Origin of the sequence: Stutzerimonas zhaodongensis (assembly GCF_003696365.1) — a bacterium.
GTDB classification, from domain to species: Bacteria; Pseudomonadota; Gammaproteobacteria; order Pseudomonadales; family Pseudomonadaceae; genus Stutzerimonas; species Stutzerimonas zhaodongensis.
On record NZ_RFFM01000005.1, the window covers coordinates 153,502 to 170,102 of the forward strand.

Annotated in this window: 17 protein-coding genes; 9 read left to right on the forward strand and 8 right to left on the reverse strand. The window is 58.1% G+C overall.

The window, feature by feature from the left end; genetic code table 11:
- The first annotated feature begins 87 nt into the window (after positions 1-87).
- From ccoG to EA797_RS17800, 5 genes are read left to right on the forward strand one after another with little or no spacing between them, the layout of a single operon-like run.
- Positions 88-1,500 carry a cytochrome c oxidase accessory protein CcoG gene (gene ccoG, locus EA797_RS17780; protein WP_122167630.1) on the forward strand — a complete coding sequence of 471 codons (1,413 nt, stop codon included), beginning with the start codon at positions 88-90 and terminating at the stop codon, positions 1,498-1,500.
- Positions 1,501-1,511: 11 nt separating this feature from the next.
- Complete coding sequence (locus EA797_RS17785) at positions 1,512-2,015, forward strand: FixH family protein (RefSeq protein ID WP_122167632.1); 504 nt, start codon at positions 1,512-1,514, stop codon at positions 2,013-2,015.
- A gap of 7 nt (positions 2,016-2,022) precedes the next feature.
- Positions 2,023-4,464 carry a heavy metal translocating P-type ATPase gene (locus EA797_RS17790; protein WP_122167634.1) on the forward strand — a complete coding sequence of 814 codons (2,442 nt, stop codon included), beginning with the start codon at positions 2,023-2,025 and terminating at the stop codon, positions 4,462-4,464.
- A 48-nt stretch (positions 4,465-4,512) separates the two neighbouring features.
- Positions 4,513-4,722 (forward strand): cbb3-type cytochrome oxidase assembly protein CcoS, encoded by a 210-nt coding sequence (gene ccoS / locus EA797_RS17795; protein ID WP_122167636.1) that lies wholly within the window; start codon positions 4,513-4,515, stop codon positions 4,720-4,722.
- The gene (locus tag EA797_RS17800) at positions 4,715-5,440 is read left to right on the forward strand and encodes a sulfite exporter TauE/SafE family protein (RefSeq protein WP_122167638.1); all 726 of its coding nucleotides are present in this window, start codon (positions 4,715-4,717) and stop codon (positions 5,438-5,440) included. Before ccoS ends, EA797_RS17800 begins: the two co-directional genes overlap by 8 nt.
- Before the next feature lie 54 nt (positions 5,441-5,494).
- Here EA797_RS17800 and nadE read toward each other — a convergent pair whose 3' ends face one another.
- Positions 5,495-6,322, reverse strand: coding sequence for an ammonia-dependent NAD(+) synthetase (gene nadE / locus EA797_RS17805; protein ID WP_122167640.1), 828 nt, complete (start codon positions 6,320-6,322; stop codon positions 5,495-5,497).
- Positions 6,323-6,523: 201 nt separating this feature from the next.
- Here nadE and hemN point away from each other — a divergent pair, with 201 nt between their 5' ends.
- From hemN to EA797_RS17825, 4 genes are all read left to right on the forward strand, one after another.
- Complete coding sequence (hemN, locus tag EA797_RS17810) at positions 6,524-7,903, forward strand: oxygen-independent coproporphyrinogen III oxidase (RefSeq protein WP_122167642.1); 1,380 nt, start codon at positions 6,524-6,526, stop codon at positions 7,901-7,903.
- Positions 7,904-8,002: 99 nt separating this feature from the next.
- Positions 8,003-8,737: a fumarate/nitrate reduction transcriptional regulator Fnr gene (gene fnr / locus EA797_RS17815; protein WP_122167644.1), complete on the forward strand. Its 735-nt coding sequence runs from the start codon at positions 8,003-8,005 to the stop codon at positions 8,735-8,737.
- A 10-nt stretch (positions 8,738-8,747) separates the two neighbouring features.
- Positions 8,748-9,296 (forward strand): adenine phosphoribosyltransferase, encoded by a 549-nt coding sequence (locus EA797_RS17820; RefSeq protein ID WP_122167646.1) that lies wholly within the window; start codon positions 8,748-8,750, stop codon positions 9,294-9,296.
- Positions 9,297-9,298: 2 nt separating this feature from the next.
- Positions 9,299-9,913 (forward strand): SCO family protein, encoded by a 615-nt coding sequence (locus EA797_RS17825; protein ID WP_122167648.1) that lies wholly within the window; start codon positions 9,299-9,301, stop codon positions 9,911-9,913.
- A 22-nt stretch (positions 9,914-9,935) separates the two neighbouring features.
- Here the strand turns inward: EA797_RS17825 and EA797_RS17830 are convergent, their stop codons facing one another.
- From EA797_RS17830 to dnaX, 7 genes are all read right to left on the reverse strand, one after another.
- Positions 9,936-10,646, reverse strand: coding sequence for a type 2 periplasmic-binding domain-containing protein (locus EA797_RS17830; protein ID WP_122167650.1), 711 nt, complete (start codon positions 10,644-10,646; stop codon positions 9,936-9,938).
- Between the two features lie 9 nt (positions 10,647-10,655).
- Positions 10,656-11,429: an ABC transporter permease gene (locus tag EA797_RS17835; RefSeq protein WP_122167652.1), complete on the reverse strand. Its 774-nt coding sequence runs from the start codon at positions 11,427-11,429 to the stop codon at positions 10,656-10,658.
- Positions 11,429-12,172 (reverse strand): ABC transporter ATP-binding protein, encoded by a 744-nt coding sequence (locus EA797_RS17840; protein ID WP_122167654.1) that lies wholly within the window; start codon positions 12,170-12,172, stop codon positions 11,429-11,431. The genes EA797_RS17835 and EA797_RS17840 overlap by 1 nt, the downstream gene beginning before the upstream one ends.
- Positions 12,173-12,268: 96 nt before the next feature.
- Positions 12,269-13,258, reverse strand: a complete 990-nt coding sequence (locus EA797_RS17845; protein ID WP_122167656.1) for an ABC transporter substrate-binding protein — start codon at positions 13,256-13,258, stop codon at positions 12,269-12,271.
- Between the two features lie 189 nt (positions 13,259-13,447).
- Positions 13,448-14,047, reverse strand: a complete 600-nt coding sequence (recR, locus tag EA797_RS17850) for a recombination mediator RecR (RefSeq protein ID WP_122167658.1) — start codon at positions 14,045-14,047, stop codon at positions 13,448-13,450.
- Between the two features lie 130 nt (positions 14,048-14,177).
- A complete protein-coding gene (locus tag EA797_RS17855) occupies positions 14,178-14,504 on the reverse strand; it encodes a YbaB/EbfC family nucleoid-associated protein (protein ID WP_122167659.1) in 327 nt (108 codons plus the stop codon).
- A gap of 16 nt (positions 14,505-14,520) precedes the next feature.
- On the reverse strand, positions 14,521-16,554 hold the full coding sequence (gene dnaX, locus EA797_RS17860) for a DNA polymerase III subunit gamma/tau (protein WP_122167661.1): 2,034 nt from the start codon (positions 16,552-16,554) through the stop codon (positions 14,521-14,523).
- Positions 16,555-16,601 lie beyond the last annotated feature (47 nt).

The following is a 16,601-nucleotide window of genomic DNA, read 5'->3' on the forward strand; positions in this document are numbered from 1 at the left end:
AGGCGTACCATTCGCAGCAGGTCAGCTAAAGATCCCGGTCGGCATGTATCGACCGGGACACTCACCCTCCGCCGTGGTACGCATTCGATGTCTAAGCAGATCCCCGTTCATGATGTAACGCCACCGGCAAAGGTCAATGCGACATCCGACCTCTACGCCGCGCGTGAAAAGATCTATACCCGCTCCTTCTCCGGCCTGTTTCGCAATCTGCGTCTCGTTGGCGGTGCCGTTCTCTTCGCCCTGTACTTCGGTACCGTGTGGCTCAACTGGAACGGCCGCCAGGCGGTCTTCTGGGACTTGCCAGAGCGCAAGTTCTATATCTTCGGCGCCACCTTCTGGCCCCAGGACTTCATCCTGCTTTCAGCGTTGCTGATCATCTGCGCGTTCGGATTGTTCTTCATTACGGTGTTCGCTGGTCGGGTCTGGTGTGGTTATACCTGCCCGCAGAGCGTATTTACCTGGGTCTTCATGTGGGCCGAGAAGGTCACGGAAGGCGATCGCAACCAACGTATGAAGCTCGACAAGGCACCGATGAGTGCCAACAAGTTCTTCCGCAAGTTGGCCAAGCATTCGATTTGGCTAGGCGTATCCCTCGCCATCGGCATCACCTTCGTTGGATATTTCACTCCGATTCGCGAGCTCGTCCCGGATTTGCTCACCTTTCAGGTTGGCGGCTGGGCGCTGTTCTGGGTGGGCTTCTTTACGCTTGCCACGTATGGCAATGCCGGGTATCTGCGCGAGCAGGTATGCATCTACATGTGCCCTTACGCTCGATTCCAGAGCGTTATGTTCGACAAGGACACGCTTATCGTTTCCTACGATCCACGTCGCGGTGAGCGGCGCGGGCCAAGGAAGAAAGAGGCGGATTACAAAGCCATGGGCCTTGGTGACTGCATCGACTGCACCATGTGCGTTCAGGTCTGCCCGACCGGTATCGACATCCGCGACGGCCTGCAGGTCGAGTGCATCGGCTGCGCAGCCTGCATCGATGCCTGCGACACGATCATGGACAAGATGAACTACCCCCGCGGACTGATCAGCTACACGACCGAACACAACCTGTCCGGCCAGAAGACCCGTCTTGTCCGCCCACGGCTCATCGGCTATGCAGTTGCGCTAGTAGCGATGATGGGAGTCTTCGCCTATGCCGTCAGCGACCGCTCTCTGGTCAAGCTCGACGTTCTCAAGGACCGCGTCCTCTATCGGGAAAACGAGCAAGGCAGGATCGAGAACGTCTACACGCTGAAGGTAATGAACAAGGGTCAGAGCGAGCAAACCTTCGTCATCGAAGCGACAGGCCTCGATGGCTTGCAGTATGAGGGACGGAACGAGATCAAAGCCGAAGCAGGTGAACTGATCACCGTTCCGGTTGAGCTTTCGGTGAAACCTGAGCAACTCCCTTCCAGCACTAACGATATTGTCTTCCACATCAGGTCCGTGGATGACGATTCGATCAACGATGAGGCAGAGAGCCGCTTCATCGGTCCATCTATTCGATAAACAGGTAGTACATGAGCAACTCCGAGCAAGAGAACACCCGCTGGTACACACAATTCTGGGCTTGGTTCGTTATCGCTATCCTGGCGTTTTCAGTGGTCCTTGGGACTTCGCTGCTGACCATCGCAATTCGTAACGCCGACACCTTGGTATCGGATAACTATTACGACGCCGGCAAAGGTATCAATCAGTCGCTCGAACGCGAGAAGCTCGCTGAGAGCATGGAAGTGCAGGCCACGCTGAACCTCAATGACGAGCGCGGGATCGCTGAAGTGCAACTCAGTGGATCCAGCCGTCCTCAGCAATTGGTGCTCAGCTTGCTGTCCCCAACGCAGCCCGAGCGAGATCGCCGCATCGTTCTACAGCCCCAGGGTGACGGGGTTTATCAAGGGCAGATGCAGGATTCGGTGACCGGCAGACGTTTTGTCGAGCTTATCGGGCGCGAGGGTGAGCAGGACTGGCGACTGTTCGAGGAAGAGGAGATCGTCAGCGGCCAGCCAATAGACCTGAGTTACTGACGCGTCGATGGCGAACCCCGTCCCCTGCTATCACTGTGGGCTTCCAGTACCGGCCGGCAGCACCTACCGGGCATGCGTGCTGAACGAACAGCGGCCAATGTGCTGCCCGGGTTGCCAGGCTGTAGCCGAAGCGATCGTCCAGGGCGGTCTTGAAAGCTACTACCTGCACCGCAGCGACACCTCGATCAACCCCGGGGTTCTTCCGCAAGCGCTAACTGAAGAGCTGGCGCTTTATGACCGGAAAGATGTGCAACAGCCGTTCGTGCAACACGAAGGCGAGTTTGCCAGCACCGCTCTGATGATCGAGGGAATCAGCTGCGCAGCGTGTGGCTGGCTGATCGAAAAACATCTGCGTGGGCTGGAGGGAGTCAACGAGGCAAGCCTCAATCTCTCCAACCACAGACTGCGGGTCAGCTGGAACGACGCCACCCTTCCACTCAGCGAATTGCTTGCTGAGCTTCGCCGAATCGGCTATGCGGGACACCCCTACCAAGCGGACCAGGCTGCGGAGCGACTCGCACTGGCCAATCGCCGCAGCATGCGTCAACTTGGCGTCACCGGCCTGCTGTGGATGCAAGTGATGATGGCCACCATGGCAACCTGGCCGGAATTCAATATCGACCTGTCGCCAGGCATGGCAAGTATCCTGCGCTGGACTGCCCTGCTGCTGACCACGCCCATCGTCTTCTACTGCTGCACGGACTTCTTCAAAGGCGCTGTTAGGGATCTGCGGACCCGCCATCTCACCATGGACGTGTCAGTATCACTGGCGATTGGGGGCGCCTACCTTGCCGGGGTCTGGTCGACGATCACCGGCCAAGGCGAACTCTACTTCGACGCGGTCGGCATGTTTGCGCTGTTTCTACTGGCCGGACGTTTTCTTGAGCGCCGCGCACGGGAACGCACGGCTGCAGCGACTGCACAGCTGGTCAATTTATTACCCGCGTCCTGCCTCAAGCTTGATGATGAGGGTCAGACGGCACGCATCCTTCTCAGCGAACTGCAACTCGGTGACCACGTGCTTATCCAGCCTGGCGCGCTGATTCCAGCCGACGGCCGCATTCTGAGCGGACAATCGAGTGTCGACGAATCCGTTCTTACCGGTGAATACCTGCCGCAGCCGCGAGGCATGGGTGACGCCGTTACTGCCGGCACACTCAATGTCGAAGGTGCGCTGACCATCGAGGTTCACGCGCTGGGCGACAACACGCGCCTGTCCGCCATTGTGGGCCTGCTGGAACGCGCGCAATCCGACAAGCCACGGCTGGCCGAACTGGCCGACCGCGTTGCTCAGTGGTTCTTGCTCATCGTGCTGTTTACCGCTGCAGTGGTTGGGTTCATCTGGTGGCAGATCGATCCGCAACGTGCCTTTTGGATCGTACTAGCGCTGCTCGTTGCCACCTGCCCTTGCGCTTTGTCGCTGGCAACACCGACGGCGCTGACGACGGCCACCGGGACACTCCACAAGCTCGGGCTGCTGCTCACTCGTGGCCACGTCCTGGAGGGCCTTAATCACATTGATACGGTGATCTTCGACAAGACAGGCACATTGACCGAAGGACGCCTGACCCTGGGCGAGATCAAGCCCCTGGCCGACCTGGACGCAAATGCCTGCCTGGAATTGGCTGCCGCACTGGAGAACCGCTCTGAGCACCCGATTGCTCGTGCATTCGGTCGTGCGCCCCAAGCTGCCGATGCGGTGGACAGCATTCCTGGGCTTGGCCTGCAGGGATCAGTTGCTGGACGCGTTCTTCGAATTGGCCAGCCCGACTTCGTTGCGGCTGGTTACTCAGGCGTCGCACCGGAGATCCCGGGCAAAGATGGGCAGTGGCTGCTGTTGGGCGACGCTCAGGGACCACTGGCATGGCTGGTGCTCGACGACCGGATGCGCGACGACGCACCAGCCCTGCTTCAGGCTTGCAGAGATAAAGGCTGGCACACCGTACTGCTGTCCGGTGACAGCTCGCCAATGGTCGGCGAGATTGCTCGTCGACTCGGCATTGAGGACGCCCACGCAGGGATGACGCCTACAGACAAGCTGGTCTATCTTCAGAGGCTCCAATCCGAAGGTCGCCGCGTGCTGATGGTAGGTGATGGCGTCAACGATGCACCGGTGCTCGCCGCGGCGGATATTAGCGTGGCTATGGGATCGGCCACCGATCTGGCGAAAACCAGTGCCGACGCGGTGTTGCTCAGCAATCGTCTCGACAGCTTGGTCCAAGCATTCTCCATAGCGCGTCGAAGCCGACATATCATCATCGAGAATCTCGCCTGGGCGAGCCTATACAATGGCTTGATCCTGCCATTCGCTGCGATCGGTTGGGTGACCCCAATGTGGGCGGCGCTAGGGATGTCAGCCAGTTCCTTGCTGGTCGTGCTGAACGCCTTGCGGTTGACGCGCCTGCCAACTGCTACCACCCGACAATCCACCCTGCCTGACGTAGGATAAGTCACTCGACGGCCAACGCCGAATTGCCGTGACCTTCTGGAGGCCCTTATGGCCGCACTTTACATTTTGATCCCGGTTGCCGTGGTTCTCGTTGCATTGGCCATCTGGGTTTTCTTCTGGGCCGTCGACAGCGGCCAGTACGATGATCTTGACGGCCCCGCTCATAGCATCCTGTTCGACGAGGAAGACCCAAAGCACCGCGCGGGTATAAAACAGGCCGAGGAAGGTAGCGACGGCAGGAAAGACGGCAGTGACTGATCTTCTGCCGTTGCTGGCGTCAGCCTGGGTGCTCGGCCTGCTCGGCGGTGGGCATTGTCTGGGTATGTGCGGAGGGTTGATGGGCGCGCTGACCATGGCCATCCCACCGGAGCAGCGTGGCAGGCGCCTGCGTCTGCTGGTCGCTTACAACATAGGACGGGTGTTTAGTTACGCCACTGCAGGATTACTCATAGGCCTTGCCGGCTGGGCCGTGGCCAACAGCCCGGCAGCAATGGCGTTACGTGTCGTAGCCGCTTTGCTGCTGATCAGTATGGGACTTTATCTTGCCGGATGGTGGAGCGGGCTTACGCGAGTGGAGGCCTTGGGCCGAGGCTTATGGCGACATATTCAACCCTTCGCCAGCCGATTGATGCCAGTCAAAAGCGTGCCTCGGGCACTCTTACTGGGTGCGCTCTGGGGCTGGTTACCATGCGGTCTGGTCTATAGCACCCTACTCTGGGCGGCGAGTCAGGGCGACGCGCTAGAAAGCGCGCTGCTAATGCTGGCGTTTGGTGTCGGCACCTGGCCCGTGCTCGTGGCAACCGGCCTCGCCGCAGAACGCATCACCGCAATGCTTCGCAAACGCGGCGTGCGCCTGACCGGAGGTATAGCGGTAATCCTGTTCGGTGTATGGACCCTGCCCGGCCCGCATCAGCAATGGGTCATGGGCCATGGCAGCAGTGCACATCAACAGCAGTCCTCACACCTTCAACATTGACCAGCGCTTGACGAAAGTGAGCAACACGGCTGCTCACCGCTCCATGGAGTCGGCTCAGGGCTCTTTCGGCAACTGACGTTTGTGTGCTGACTTGTCATAGGTATCGACGATGATCCGCGCTGCTTCGTCTGGAATCGCTCGGCCTTGCAGGAATTCATCGATGTGCTGATAGCTCACACCATGAGCTTCCTCGTCGGGCTTGCCGGGTGACAGCTCTTCCAGATCCGCAGTCGGCACCTTCTTGACCAACTGCTCGGGCGCGCCCAATGCAGCTGCCAGCTCACGCACCTGGTATTTCACCAGTCCAGCCAGAGGCGTGAGGTCGCAAGCGCCATCTCCGAATTTGGTGAAAAATCCCATCACGGCTTCAGCCGCATGGTCTGTACCAATAACCAGGCCCTGACGTGCGTTGGCGATGGTGTATTGCGCCACCATGCGGATCCGAGCCTTGGTGTTGCCCAACACGAAGTCACGTTTCTCCGGGGTCAGGTCACCAAGCGCCTCGGTTGCCTGCGCCAGCCCTTGAACGGCAGCGCCAATGTTCACCGTATGGCATTCGTCCGGCTTTATCGTGTCCACCGCGAGCTGTGCTTCGTCTTCATCATGCTGAACCTGGTAAGGCAGCCGGACTGCAATGAATCGGTAGTCATCGCCTTCGCCCTTCGCTCGCATGCCTTCTACAGCGCGCTGGGCAAGCAGGCCGGCGGTGGTCGAGTCGACGCCGCCACTGATGCCCAGTACCAAGGTCTTCAATCCAGATTCGCGCAGGCACGTCTGTATAAAGGCGACGCGACGGTCGATTTCCGCCTGGATGGCTGACGGACCATCGAATGGGGGACATACGTTAAGTGCAGCAGCGATCTCTTGCTGACGGCTATGCATGAGTTTCTCCTATGCTGTTGAGCGATACGGTTAAAGACCCTGACTCGTTAATCCGACCATAATTCGACAGATAAATCTCCTACCCTTGTACCGCCGGTCCCAGTGCTTGCACCAGGGTCTGGACTCGCTTGATACAGGTCAAGTCTACGCGTCTGCGTCAGACCTAGAATCCTGCTACCGCAGTCAAACCGAGACCGTAAGATGCTCGACGCCATTCGCTGGGATGCCGACCTGATTCATCGTTACGATCAGGACGGGCCGCGCCATGTCTGCTATCCGCCCCCCCTTCGGTTCGACGGCAACCTGAGCTCATTCGATCTTTTGCATGCGCTTCGCAGCAGCCGTCAGGAACGCCGTGCGCTTTCGCTGTATGTGCACCTGCCATTCTGCATGGACGTCTGCTACCACTGTCACCGAAACAAGGTCATCACCAATGACCGCGGACGAGCATTGCCCTATCTGGAGAGGCTGGAAAAGGAAATCGAGATGGTTGCCTGCCACCTTGACCCTGGCCAGATCGTCGAGCAGCTGCATTTTGGTGGAGGTACGCCGACCTTTCTCAGCCATGACGAGCTGCGCAGGCTAGTGGCCGGTCTTCGTCAGCATTTCAATTTCAAGGACGATGATCATGCCGACGTTAGCATTGCCATCGATCCGCGGGAGGCAAACTGGCCGACCATGGGCTTGTTGCGCGAGCTGGGTTTCAATCGTATCAGCATCGGCTCGCTGGACCTCGATCCGGATGTACAGCGTGCCATTAACCGGGTGCAGCCCCTGAAGCAGACCCAGACTGTCATCGAAGCTGCCAGAACGTTGCAGTTCCGCTCGATCCAAGTCGACCTCGTCTATGGACTTCCGCGGCAAACTTCTACGGGATTCGCGCGCACGCTAGGCTCGATCATCGCTCTTCAGCCGGACCGCGTATCCCTGTCCAGCTATGCACATTTGCCGGAGCGCCACATGGCGCAAAGGCGAATAAACGCCACGGAGCTTCCGTCACAGCCCGACAAACTGACCATGCTGCAACACGGCGTGGAAATGCTGACATACGCCGGCTATCGATATATTGGCATGGACCTATTCGCGCTTCCGGATGATGAACTCGCAATGGCGCAGGAGGATGGCAAGCTCGAGCGCAATTTTCTGGGCTACACGACCCATGGCCAATGTGATCTTATCGGTCTGGGCGTATCCGCGATTAGCCAGATTGGCGATCTCTACTGCCAGAACAACAGCGATATCACGCTGTACCAGCAATCGATGGACCAGCGCCAGCTGGCTACAGTGCGAGGGCTGCGCTGCAATGGAGACGATCAGATCCGGCATCGGGTTATCAAGTCACTGATCTGCAACTTCGAGCTTCGTTTCGAGGAGATCGAAAACGTCTTCGGGATCAGGTTCAAATCGTATTTCGAGGAGATCTGGCCATCGCTGGAACAGATGAACACCGACGGGCTCATCCTGCTCAAGCAAGACATGATTACGATTCTGCCAGCCGGACGGTTGCTGGCACACAAGGTCTGTATGCAGTTCGAACACCCTTCACCTAGCCCCTCGCTGCAATTGTCCCGAGCCATTTGAAGCACCGTTGCAAAGCCCCTGCGACCGCTTCGCCAATTGGCCTTGAGCATCTGCCTGAGTTACCCTTGCACACTTCGTAGGGTTTCTCAGGATCTGCCAATGTCCGAGTCGATCAAGGTGCGCAAGCAGCCGCAAGCCAATTGCAAGGACTGCAGCCTTTCCGGCCTGTGTCTGCCGCTTTCCCTGAACATGCAAGACATGAAGGCGCTAGACGACATCGTCAAACGCGGGCGTCCACTTAAGAAAGGTGAAACGCTTTTCCGTCAGGGCGACGCATTCAATTCGGTATTCGCCATTCGCTCTGGAGCGTTGCGCACGTTCAGCGTGACCGATGCCGGTGAAGAACAGATCACGGGCTTCCACCTGCCTAGCGAACTGGTCGGGCTGTCGGGCATGGATACCGAAACCTATCCGGTGTCGGCCCAGGCACTAGAAACCACATCAGTTTGTGAGATTCCGTTCGACCGCCTCGATGAGCTGAGCGTGCTGCTGCCTCAATTGCGGCGCCAGCTGATGCGTATCATGAGCAGGGAAATTCGAGACGATCAGCAAATGATGATGCTGTTGTCCAAAAAAACCGCTGACGAACGTATCGCGACCTTTCTGATCAATCTATCCGCTCGATTCAGTGCTCGCGGATTTTCCGCTAACCAGTTCCGTCTGCCCATGTCACGCAATGAGATAGGCAACTATCTCGGTCTGGCGGTCGAGACGGTTTCGCGAGTTTTCACCCGCTGCCAGGCCAGCGGTTTGCTCGAAGCGGAAGGCAAAGAAGTCCGCATTCTGGATTCCATCCGCTTATGTGCCCTCGCGGGTGGAAACATGGACGCCTAACGGAGCCCACATGATTTTCGATGAGTTCTCGATCAAGACACTGGTCCGGCCTGTCCCTGACTTCCCGAAGCCTGGCGTGGTGTTCCGAGACATTACGCCGCTCCTGCAATCGCCCAAGGCGCTGCGCATGGTCGCGGATAGCCTGATTCAGCGGTATGTGGAAAGCGATTTCAGCCATGTTGGCGCTCTGGATGCCCGTGGGTTCATTATCGGGTCAATCATTGCCTACGAACTGAACCGGCCACTGATTCTGTTCCGTAAGAAGGGCAAGCTTCCCGCCGACGTATTGGCCGCATCTTATTCCACCGAGTACGGCGAAGCCTTCCTCGAGGTGCACGCCGACAGCCTATGCGAGGGTGATTCGGTGCTGTTGCTCGATGACCTGATAGCCACCGGCGGTACCCTCGTTGCGGCGGCCCAGTTGGTGCGGCGTATGGGTGCACAGATCCACGAAGCCGCTGCGATCATCGATCTCCCCGAGCTGGGCGGCTCTCGCAAGCTTCAGGATATGGGCATCCCTACCTTCACCCTGACCGCCTTCGAGCTTAACGAGCGCTAAGCATGCCCCTGCTCACAGCCGTCATTCGCAGCACATTGGCGGCCGGCCTCCTGGCATTCAGCTCAGGCCTCCTTGCGCTGGACCGCCATGCTTTACTCGATGAAGCGAACATCCTGTTGCTGCCACGCGAGCGGGAGCTACCGAATCTCCACCTGCTGGACGAACAAGGGCAGCTAGTGAGAACGGAAACCTTAAAGGATCGCTGGCACCTGCTGTTTTTTGGTTTTACCGCATGCCCGGACGTTTGCCCTACGACACTTAGCGATATGCGTCAGCTCTTGGCACAGCTGCCTTCCGACGTCAGCAATCAGCTCCAGCTAATACTGGTCAGCGCAGACCCGAAGCGCGACACGCCAGACGTCCTGCGAACCTACCTGAGTTACTACCGAGCAGGATTCAAGGGACTGACCGGTGAAATGGAGCAGCTGCAAAAGCTCTCGAAGGCGCTAGGCCTACCCTTCGTCCCAGCAGAGGAACCAAGGGGAGATTACAGCGTAAGCCACAGTGGCAACCTGGCCATCCTTGGGCCAGACGGCACTCTGCGCGGGCACATCCGAGCACCCTTCAAGCTCGAGGGCTTGAAGCAGGCACTCCCACAGCTAATCGAAGCTGAGTGACGCTACGGCGGCATGCATTGAGTTAATGACAGTCCAGCGTGTCAGCCAGCACGTAAGCCTGAAATGCAACTTCATCTATCCATTGCTGCGTAATGCTGGCTAACTTCGTCTTTCCTGCTGGGCTGGAGGCGACCTGCTCAATCTGCCGTTGCACGGCCGGGTCGCCTGCCTTGACCCCCAGACCCAAGGCCTGATTGGCCACCGGAGGCAGCAGCCGGTTGTAACGGCGCCACTCGGGCAGAGACGCGATCTGCTGCAGTAGAACTTCATCAGCCACAACGGCCTGGCACTCATCCAACTTCAGTCCGATGAGCGTTTGCGCTGCGCTTGGATACTCCCGTGCGACGCCGCCGTAAGTCGATACGACGAAGTCGGCATGAGGACTGCCAGCCATTACGCAAAAGGTTTCGCTAGAAAGATCCTTCCATTGCGCCGGCCCTGATGATGCTGCCGTCAGTGCAGCAATGCGGCTGGAGTAGTAAATCGCCCGAGGGTGAACCGCACCAAACCGCAGATCTGCTTGACCTGGTTTCTTGCCAAGTGTGATTTCGCGCCCCATCAAATCACCCAGCGCTGCGATCCATGCAGCCTCGAAACCGTCCGTCACCACTTCGGCTTCCGCTGCCTTGAGCGGCCGGTAATCACCTTCCGGGACTGCAGTGAGCGGATTTTCGGACGCGCCAGCGGAAACCGGAACGGTCAGCATCATGAGTCGCAGCAGGAATTTCTTCACGGCATCCCCTCAGACGTACTGGTAACGCAGCATCCTTTGCTTGAATTTTTCCAGAACGACCTGATCGATCAGCGTGGCGAGAATGGCAATGACGAGGATGTTCATCATCACCCCTGCCATATCGGCAATTTCGCCCGAGTAAGCTAGCGAACGCCCGAGACCCTGTCCAAATCCGATCAACATCTCGGCGGAAATCAACGCCCGCCAGGCATTACCGAACGCAAGCTGCGCGCCAGTAATGAGCTCCGGCATCACCGCCGGAAGATAGACCCGACGCAATAGCTGCCATCGCGATGCCCCCATGACCCGAGCGGCTGCTACATGGACGGGCTGGACGCTCTCGGTGGCATTCATTACCGACAAGGCCATTGGGAAGAACGCGGCAAGCGCGACCACCACGATGATAGGCAGATTACCGAAGCCCATCACGATCAGGAACAAAGGGACCCAGGCGATGGATGGGATCGACTGCAGGATCACAATGGCCGAGCGTAGGATCTCCCGGAAGAAGAACAACACGCCCCCGAGCAACCCGAAACCAATGCCAAACAGCAATGCAAAACAGTAACCACTGCCCAAGCGACTCATGCTGCCATACAGGCCTTCACGAAACACCGGCTCTTGCACCGTGGTAAACAATCGCTCGAACACGACGGGGATGCCGGGCATCAGAAATGCCGGAAGGCTCCAAGCCGCAATCTGCCAAATGAGAAGGATAAACAGAATGGCCAACACAACGGCCAGGTATTTTTTCGGACCGGTTAAACGACGTCCCTGGCTCATCAGTGCCCTACCTCCGTCTTGATTCCCAATAACCGGAGAATCTCGCGCCGCTCTGCAGCGAACTCGGAAAGGTCGTGGCTTTTTTCACAATGCTTGAAATTGAAAGTTTTCAGTACCTTCGCAGGCCGAGCGCTGAACACCAACACGTGGTCGGCGAGGTACAGCGCTTCATCTACGTCGTGAGTGACCAGCAGAACCGTGGGTTGATGCTCGTCGATCAGCTCTCGCAGAACATCCTGGAGCGCCATGCGAGTTAGCGCGTCCAGTGCACCGAACGGCTCGTCCAGCAGCAACACTTCTGGCTTGGCGATGAACGCTCGAGCCAGAGCGGTACGCTGGCGCATACCACCGGATACCTGATGCGGATAGTAATGCTCGAACCCATCCAGGCTGACTCGGGCAAGCCAGGCTTTTGCCTGCTCGAACGCTTCCTTTTTGGCTACACCCTGAAGCTCCAGCGCCATGGCAACGTTGGCCTGCAAGGAAAGCCAGGGGTACAGGGCGTGCTCCTGGAAAACCAGCGTGCGACGAGGACTCGGGCCGGGAATTTTTTCGCCGTCTGCAAGCACACGGCCTGCAGTCGGGTCTTCGAGCCCGGCAACCAGATGCAGTAGCGTTGATTTGCCACAACCGGAGGGCCCGACCAGGGCAACCAGCTCACCCTGGGCGAATTCACCGCTGAAGCCTTTGATGACTTCGAGCTGCCCAAAGCGTTTGTCTACTTCTTCAAACCTGAGCTGCATAGCGCTTTGAAGACCTCAAGTAACTGCCCGACTGTGGGCTGAATGACACTGCCCGGCACTAGGCCGGGCAGTTGATGGAGCGATCCGACGGCCGCCTCAGAGTTCGCGAGCCTGCTGCCAGGACAAATCGAGGATGCCGCTGGTATCGAACGGCTTACCGTCTTTGGTCTTCAGTGAGCCAAGCTCCTGAAGAATGTCTGCCAACTCTTGAATGCGAGCCAGATCGTCGCTACCCAGCTTGGCACTGAATGTTTGAGTGGCGATGGCCTCTTCGATGACCACTTCGCGAGCCAGATCCCCACGGCTGAGAGTCTTCAATGTCGGCTCGGCGATGAAGTAGTTGGCGATAAGCTTCGCCGCTTCTGCTGGCTGATTTTCTAACAGCTCGATCGCCTCACGCTGTGCATCAAGCGACTTCCAGACGGCGTCTTTGCGCTTGCCCAAGGTTTCACCAGAGGTGATCACAACCATGCACGGGAATGGCCAGACTTCACCGATTTCATAGATCTGTTTAACCGGCGCTACGAGTTGTGCAATCCGATCGTACGGTTCGAAGAGAAAGGCTGCATCAGTGCGGCCCGAAACCAGCGATTGCACCGCAACCGCGGGACTGGTGCCCATGATGTTCAAGTCATTGGGCGTCAGCCCAGCATCTTTCAGCGTAACGCCGCGAAGAACTGCATCGGCAGTACTGCCCTCTTTCTGTGAGGCGAGGATTTTGCCTTTAAGATCTTCGATTTTCTCAATGCCAGTGCCTTCGCGCGCAACGATTGAGTGATAGCCCTGCTGGGCACCACCCACGACTTTGAGATCAGCTCCCTTCGAAGCCCATGCAACAGCGTTGGTGAATCCAAGCACGCCCGTATCGAGTTGCCCCCCGATGATGGCCTTGATCAGGTCGGTACCAGAGCTGAACTCAACAAGCTCTACATCCAGGCCATGCTTTTTGTAGAACCCACCCTCGTGAGCAACCATCGCCTGAGCGTCATCCATCACTCGGATGTACCCAACCTTGAAATTCTCCTGAGCTTGAGCGAAAGCGCTCAACAGTACCAAAGCAGGAACTAGCCAATGTTTAGCTTTCATCGTCGACCTCGATTTAGGACTCGCCGCACTTATAACGAAATGGAAGCAACATATTCCATAAAGCTATAACTGTCTTATGGCTTAGAACTTTACACGAAGTATTATCGCTACGGCACTGCCTAGACGCCATAAGCTACGAACTCGTTGCTATAAGTTCGAGAGTCACGAGAGGTAGTTAGGCAAAGTTGGCTAGAGGGTTATTGTCTTTCGCCCTGCCAGCGCGTGGGCCAACGTGCCTCCATCAACGAGATCGAGCTCACCGCCAAGCGGCACGCCATGGGCGATACGGCTGAGTGTCAGTCCTTTCGGAATCAACAGCTGGGCAATGTAATGGGCGGTGGCCTCACCCTCCACGGTGGGGTTGGTGGCGAGAATGGCCTCGCTGAAACTGCCTTCCGCTACACGCACTAGCAGTTCGGGGATGCCGATGGCTTCAGGGCCTAGTCCATCGAGCGGGGACAGATGGCCCTTTAGCACGAAATAGCGGCCACGAAACCCTGTCTGCTCCACGGCAAAAACATCCACAGGGCTTTGGACGATGCACAGCAGCGAATCGTCCCGCCGCGGATCGGCACATTGAGGGCATAGGTCATCCTCGCTGAGGGTTCGACACTGCCTGCAGTAACCGACTTGCTCCATGGCGCGCGTAAGTGCCTGAGCCAAACGAACGCCACCACTACGGTCACGCTCGAGCATTTGCAGCGCCATGCGCTGCGCAGACTTCTGCCCTACCCCAGGAAGGATGCGTAGCGCGTCGATGAGCTGACGGATTAGGGGACTGAACGACATGATTTCACCGGTGCGGGACGAAGCTAAGACTTTGGAAGAGTGCTTGCCCAAAGCCGTCAGCGCACATTGATATGCGATATCCAACGGCTGGGCGTCGCATAGCGGGTGCCAGAACGGCGCCCTGACGTGTTCAGAAAGGCATCTTGAAACCGGGCGGCAGCTGCATGCCATCCGTCATGCCCGCCATCTTCTCCTTGCTGTTCTGCTCGATCTTGCGCACCGCATCATTCACAGCAGCTGCGATCAGATCCTCAAGGACTTCCTTGTCTTCCTGCATCAGGCTGTCGTCAAGGCTGACGCGTTTCACGTCATGCCGGCCATTCATGACGACGCTAACCAACCCAGCACCGGACTGGCCGGTCACCTCAGCATTGGCCAACTCTTCCTGCATTTTCTGCATTTTTTCCTGCATCTGTTGCGCCTGCTTCATCAGGCCTGCCATGCCACCTTTCATCATGGGGATCTACCTCGGATCAGGGTTCGGAATGTTCTACGGGTTCGATGGTGCCATCGCGAATAACGGCGGCAAACTGTTGCATCAGTTGTTGCACAACGGGGTCTGCCTGGATCGACTGCTCCGCTGCACGCTGTCTTTCACCGCGCCGCCGTGCCGCTGCCTGAGCGGGCGTTTCCTGCTCTGGAGTCTGCAGCTCGATATCCAGTTTGATGGTTCGCCCATGGTATTGATTCAGCGCGTCGTTCAATCGGCGATGTTGGGTAGAGTTGAATAGTGCACTTTGCGCGGGGTCGAGGTGCATCAGCCAGCGATCTCCTTCTACCGAGATAAGTGTGCAGTTGGCCGCGATACTACCGGTCAACCCGCCCAGGCCAAGCTTGAGGAAAATATCGAGCCACTCAGCGGCAAGCCCGGTCGCCGGCTCGACTGCCGGTGCCGGCTCGACGGGCGCCGGATCCTCGACGAGATCATCGAGGCCATCCATGAAGGCTTCTGCCTGCGTTTCAACCTCGAAGTAATCTTCATCAGTCAGTGGCGGCTCGTCATCATCCGGCTCGTTGACCTCAATGACGGAAGCCAAGTGCTCGGATTCTTCTGCATGCGTTTCAAGCTGCTCAATCGCTTCTGTTTCAACCGCAACTGGCGGCGATGAGGGCGGCTCATTCCAGGGCACGTCGACGACAGGCAGTTCTCGCTCCGGCTTTGTCGGCTCGACCGCACCAGACGGGGTCTCTGCAGCAGGAATTGGTACTTGAGCTGGGTCGGCAGGTGCCGAAGCCGAGCCCTGCGTCGAAAGCGGGTCCGATACAGTAGCAGCAGCCGTTGGCTGTGGCGTCTGGGTCGCTGTCGAAGCCTGAACCGGCGCAGCCAGATGTGCCGTACCGGCCACGTTGGTTGATCTGGAATCAGTCGTGGCCGGACTGACTCCCAAATTCTTTAGCGGTGTTCGAGGAGCGTCATCGGTGCCAGCCGGCCGAAAGGCAAGCATGCGCAGCAGAACCATCTCGAATCCGCTGCGCGGATCGGGGGCCAGCGGCAGATCACGCCGACCAATCAAACCCATCTGGTAATAGAACTGAACATCCTCTGCGGGCAAGGCACTTGCCAGTGCCAGGACTCGATCGCGATCGCCCTGCCCGTTATCAACAGCATCCGGCAACGCCTGGGCAACAGCAACGCGGTGGAGCACATTGAGTATCTCGGCCAGAACGCCGCCCCAGTCGGGCCCCTGTTCAGCGAGATGACGTACCGCTTCGAGCAGCGCACGGGCGTCACCTTCCAGCAATGCTTCCAGTACACCGTATACTTGGCCGTGATCGAGCGTCCCGAGCATGCTGCGTACGTCGGCCGCGAGCACTTTGCCCTCGCCGAACGCAATGGCCTGGTCGGTGAGACTCATCGCATCGCGCATTGACCCATCGGCAGCACGACCCAAAAGCCAGAGGGCATCCTCCTCGAAGGGTACTTGTTCGACGCCCAGCACATGGGTGAGGTGCTCGACCACCCGCTCGGGCGGCATGTTCTTCAGCGAGAACTGTAGACAGCGCGAAAGAATGGTCACCGGAAGCTTTTGTGGGTCAGTTGTCGCCAAGAGAAACTTGACGTGAGGAGGTGGCTCTTCAAGTGTCTTGAGCAGTGCGTTGAAGGAATGCGACGAGAGCATATGCACTTCGTCGATCAGGTAAACCTTGTAGCGGCCGCGGCTGGGGGCGTACTGGACGTTGTCCAACAGTTCGCGCGTATCTTCGACCTTCGTGCGGCTCGCGGCGTCGACCTCGATCAGGTCGACGAAGCGACCTTCGTCGATCTCTCGGCAGACCGAGCATTCACCACAGGGTGTAGAACTGATACCGGTTTCGCAGTTGAGGCATTTGGCGATGATTCGGGCGATTGTCGTCTTGCCGACTCCCCGAGTACCGGTGAACAGATAGGCATGGTGCAGGCGCTGGCTGTCCAGCGCATTGATCAGGGCCTTGAGCACATGCGTCTGGCCGACCATTTCGCGGAACGAGCGCGGACGCCATTTACGGGCTAGTACCTGATAACTCATAACACCATCGCGGGATAAAGCAGAGGACGCGTAATGCTAGCGGAGCA

Bases quoted from the DNA above. Each gene is read 5' to 3' on its own strand.
- ccoG (WP_122167630.1), top strand. From the start codon at position 88: ATGTCTAAGCAGATCCCCGTTCATGATGTAACGCCACCGGCAAAGGTC.
- EA797_RS17785 (WP_122167632.1), top strand. From the start codon at position 1,512: ATGAGCAACTCCGAGCAAGAGAACACCCGCTGGTACACACAATTCTGG.
- EA797_RS17790 (WP_122167634.1), top strand. From the start codon at position 2,023: ATGGCGAACCCCGTCCCCTGCTATCACTGTGGGCTTCCAGTACCGGCC.
- ccoS (WP_122167636.1), top strand. From the start codon at position 4,513: ATGGCCGCACTTTACATTTTGATCCCGGTTGCCGTGGTTCTCGTTGCA.
- nadE (WP_122167640.1), bottom strand. From the start codon at position 6,322: ATGCATAGCCGTCAGCAAGAGATCGCTGCTGCACTTAACGTATGTCCC.
- hemN (WP_122167642.1), top strand. From the start codon at position 6,524: ATGCTCGACGCCATTCGCTGGGATGCCGACCTGATTCATCGTTACGAT.
- fnr (WP_122167644.1), top strand. From the start codon at position 8,003: ATGTCCGAGTCGATCAAGGTGCGCAAGCAGCCGCAAGCCAATTGCAAG.
- EA797_RS17820 (WP_122167646.1), top strand. From the start codon at position 8,748: ATGATTTTCGATGAGTTCTCGATCAAGACACTGGTCCGGCCTGTCCCT.
- EA797_RS17825 (WP_122167648.1), top strand. From the start codon at position 9,299: ATGCCCCTGCTCACAGCCGTCATTCGCAGCACATTGGCGGCCGGCCTC.
- EA797_RS17835 (WP_122167652.1), bottom strand. From the start codon at position 11,429: ATGAGCCAGGGACGTCGTTTAACCGGTCCGAAAAAATACCTGGCCGTT.
- EA797_RS17840 (WP_122167654.1), bottom strand. From the start codon at position 12,172: ATGCAGCTCAGGTTTGAAGAAGTAGACAAACGCTTTGGGCAGCTCGAA.
- EA797_RS17845 (WP_122167656.1), bottom strand. From the start codon at position 13,258: ATGAAAGCTAAACATTGGCTAGTTCCTGCTTTGGTACTGTTGAGCGCT.
- recR (WP_122167658.1), bottom strand. From the start codon at position 14,047: ATGTCGTTCAGTCCCCTAATCCGTCAGCTCATCGACGCGCTACGCATC.
- EA797_RS17855 (WP_122167659.1), bottom strand. From the start codon at position 14,504: ATGATGAAAGGTGGCATGGCAGGCCTGATGAAGCAGGCGCAACAGATG.
- dnaX (WP_122167661.1), bottom strand. From the start codon at position 16,554: ATGAGTTATCAGGTACTAGCCCGTAAATGGCGTCCGCGCTCGTTCCGC.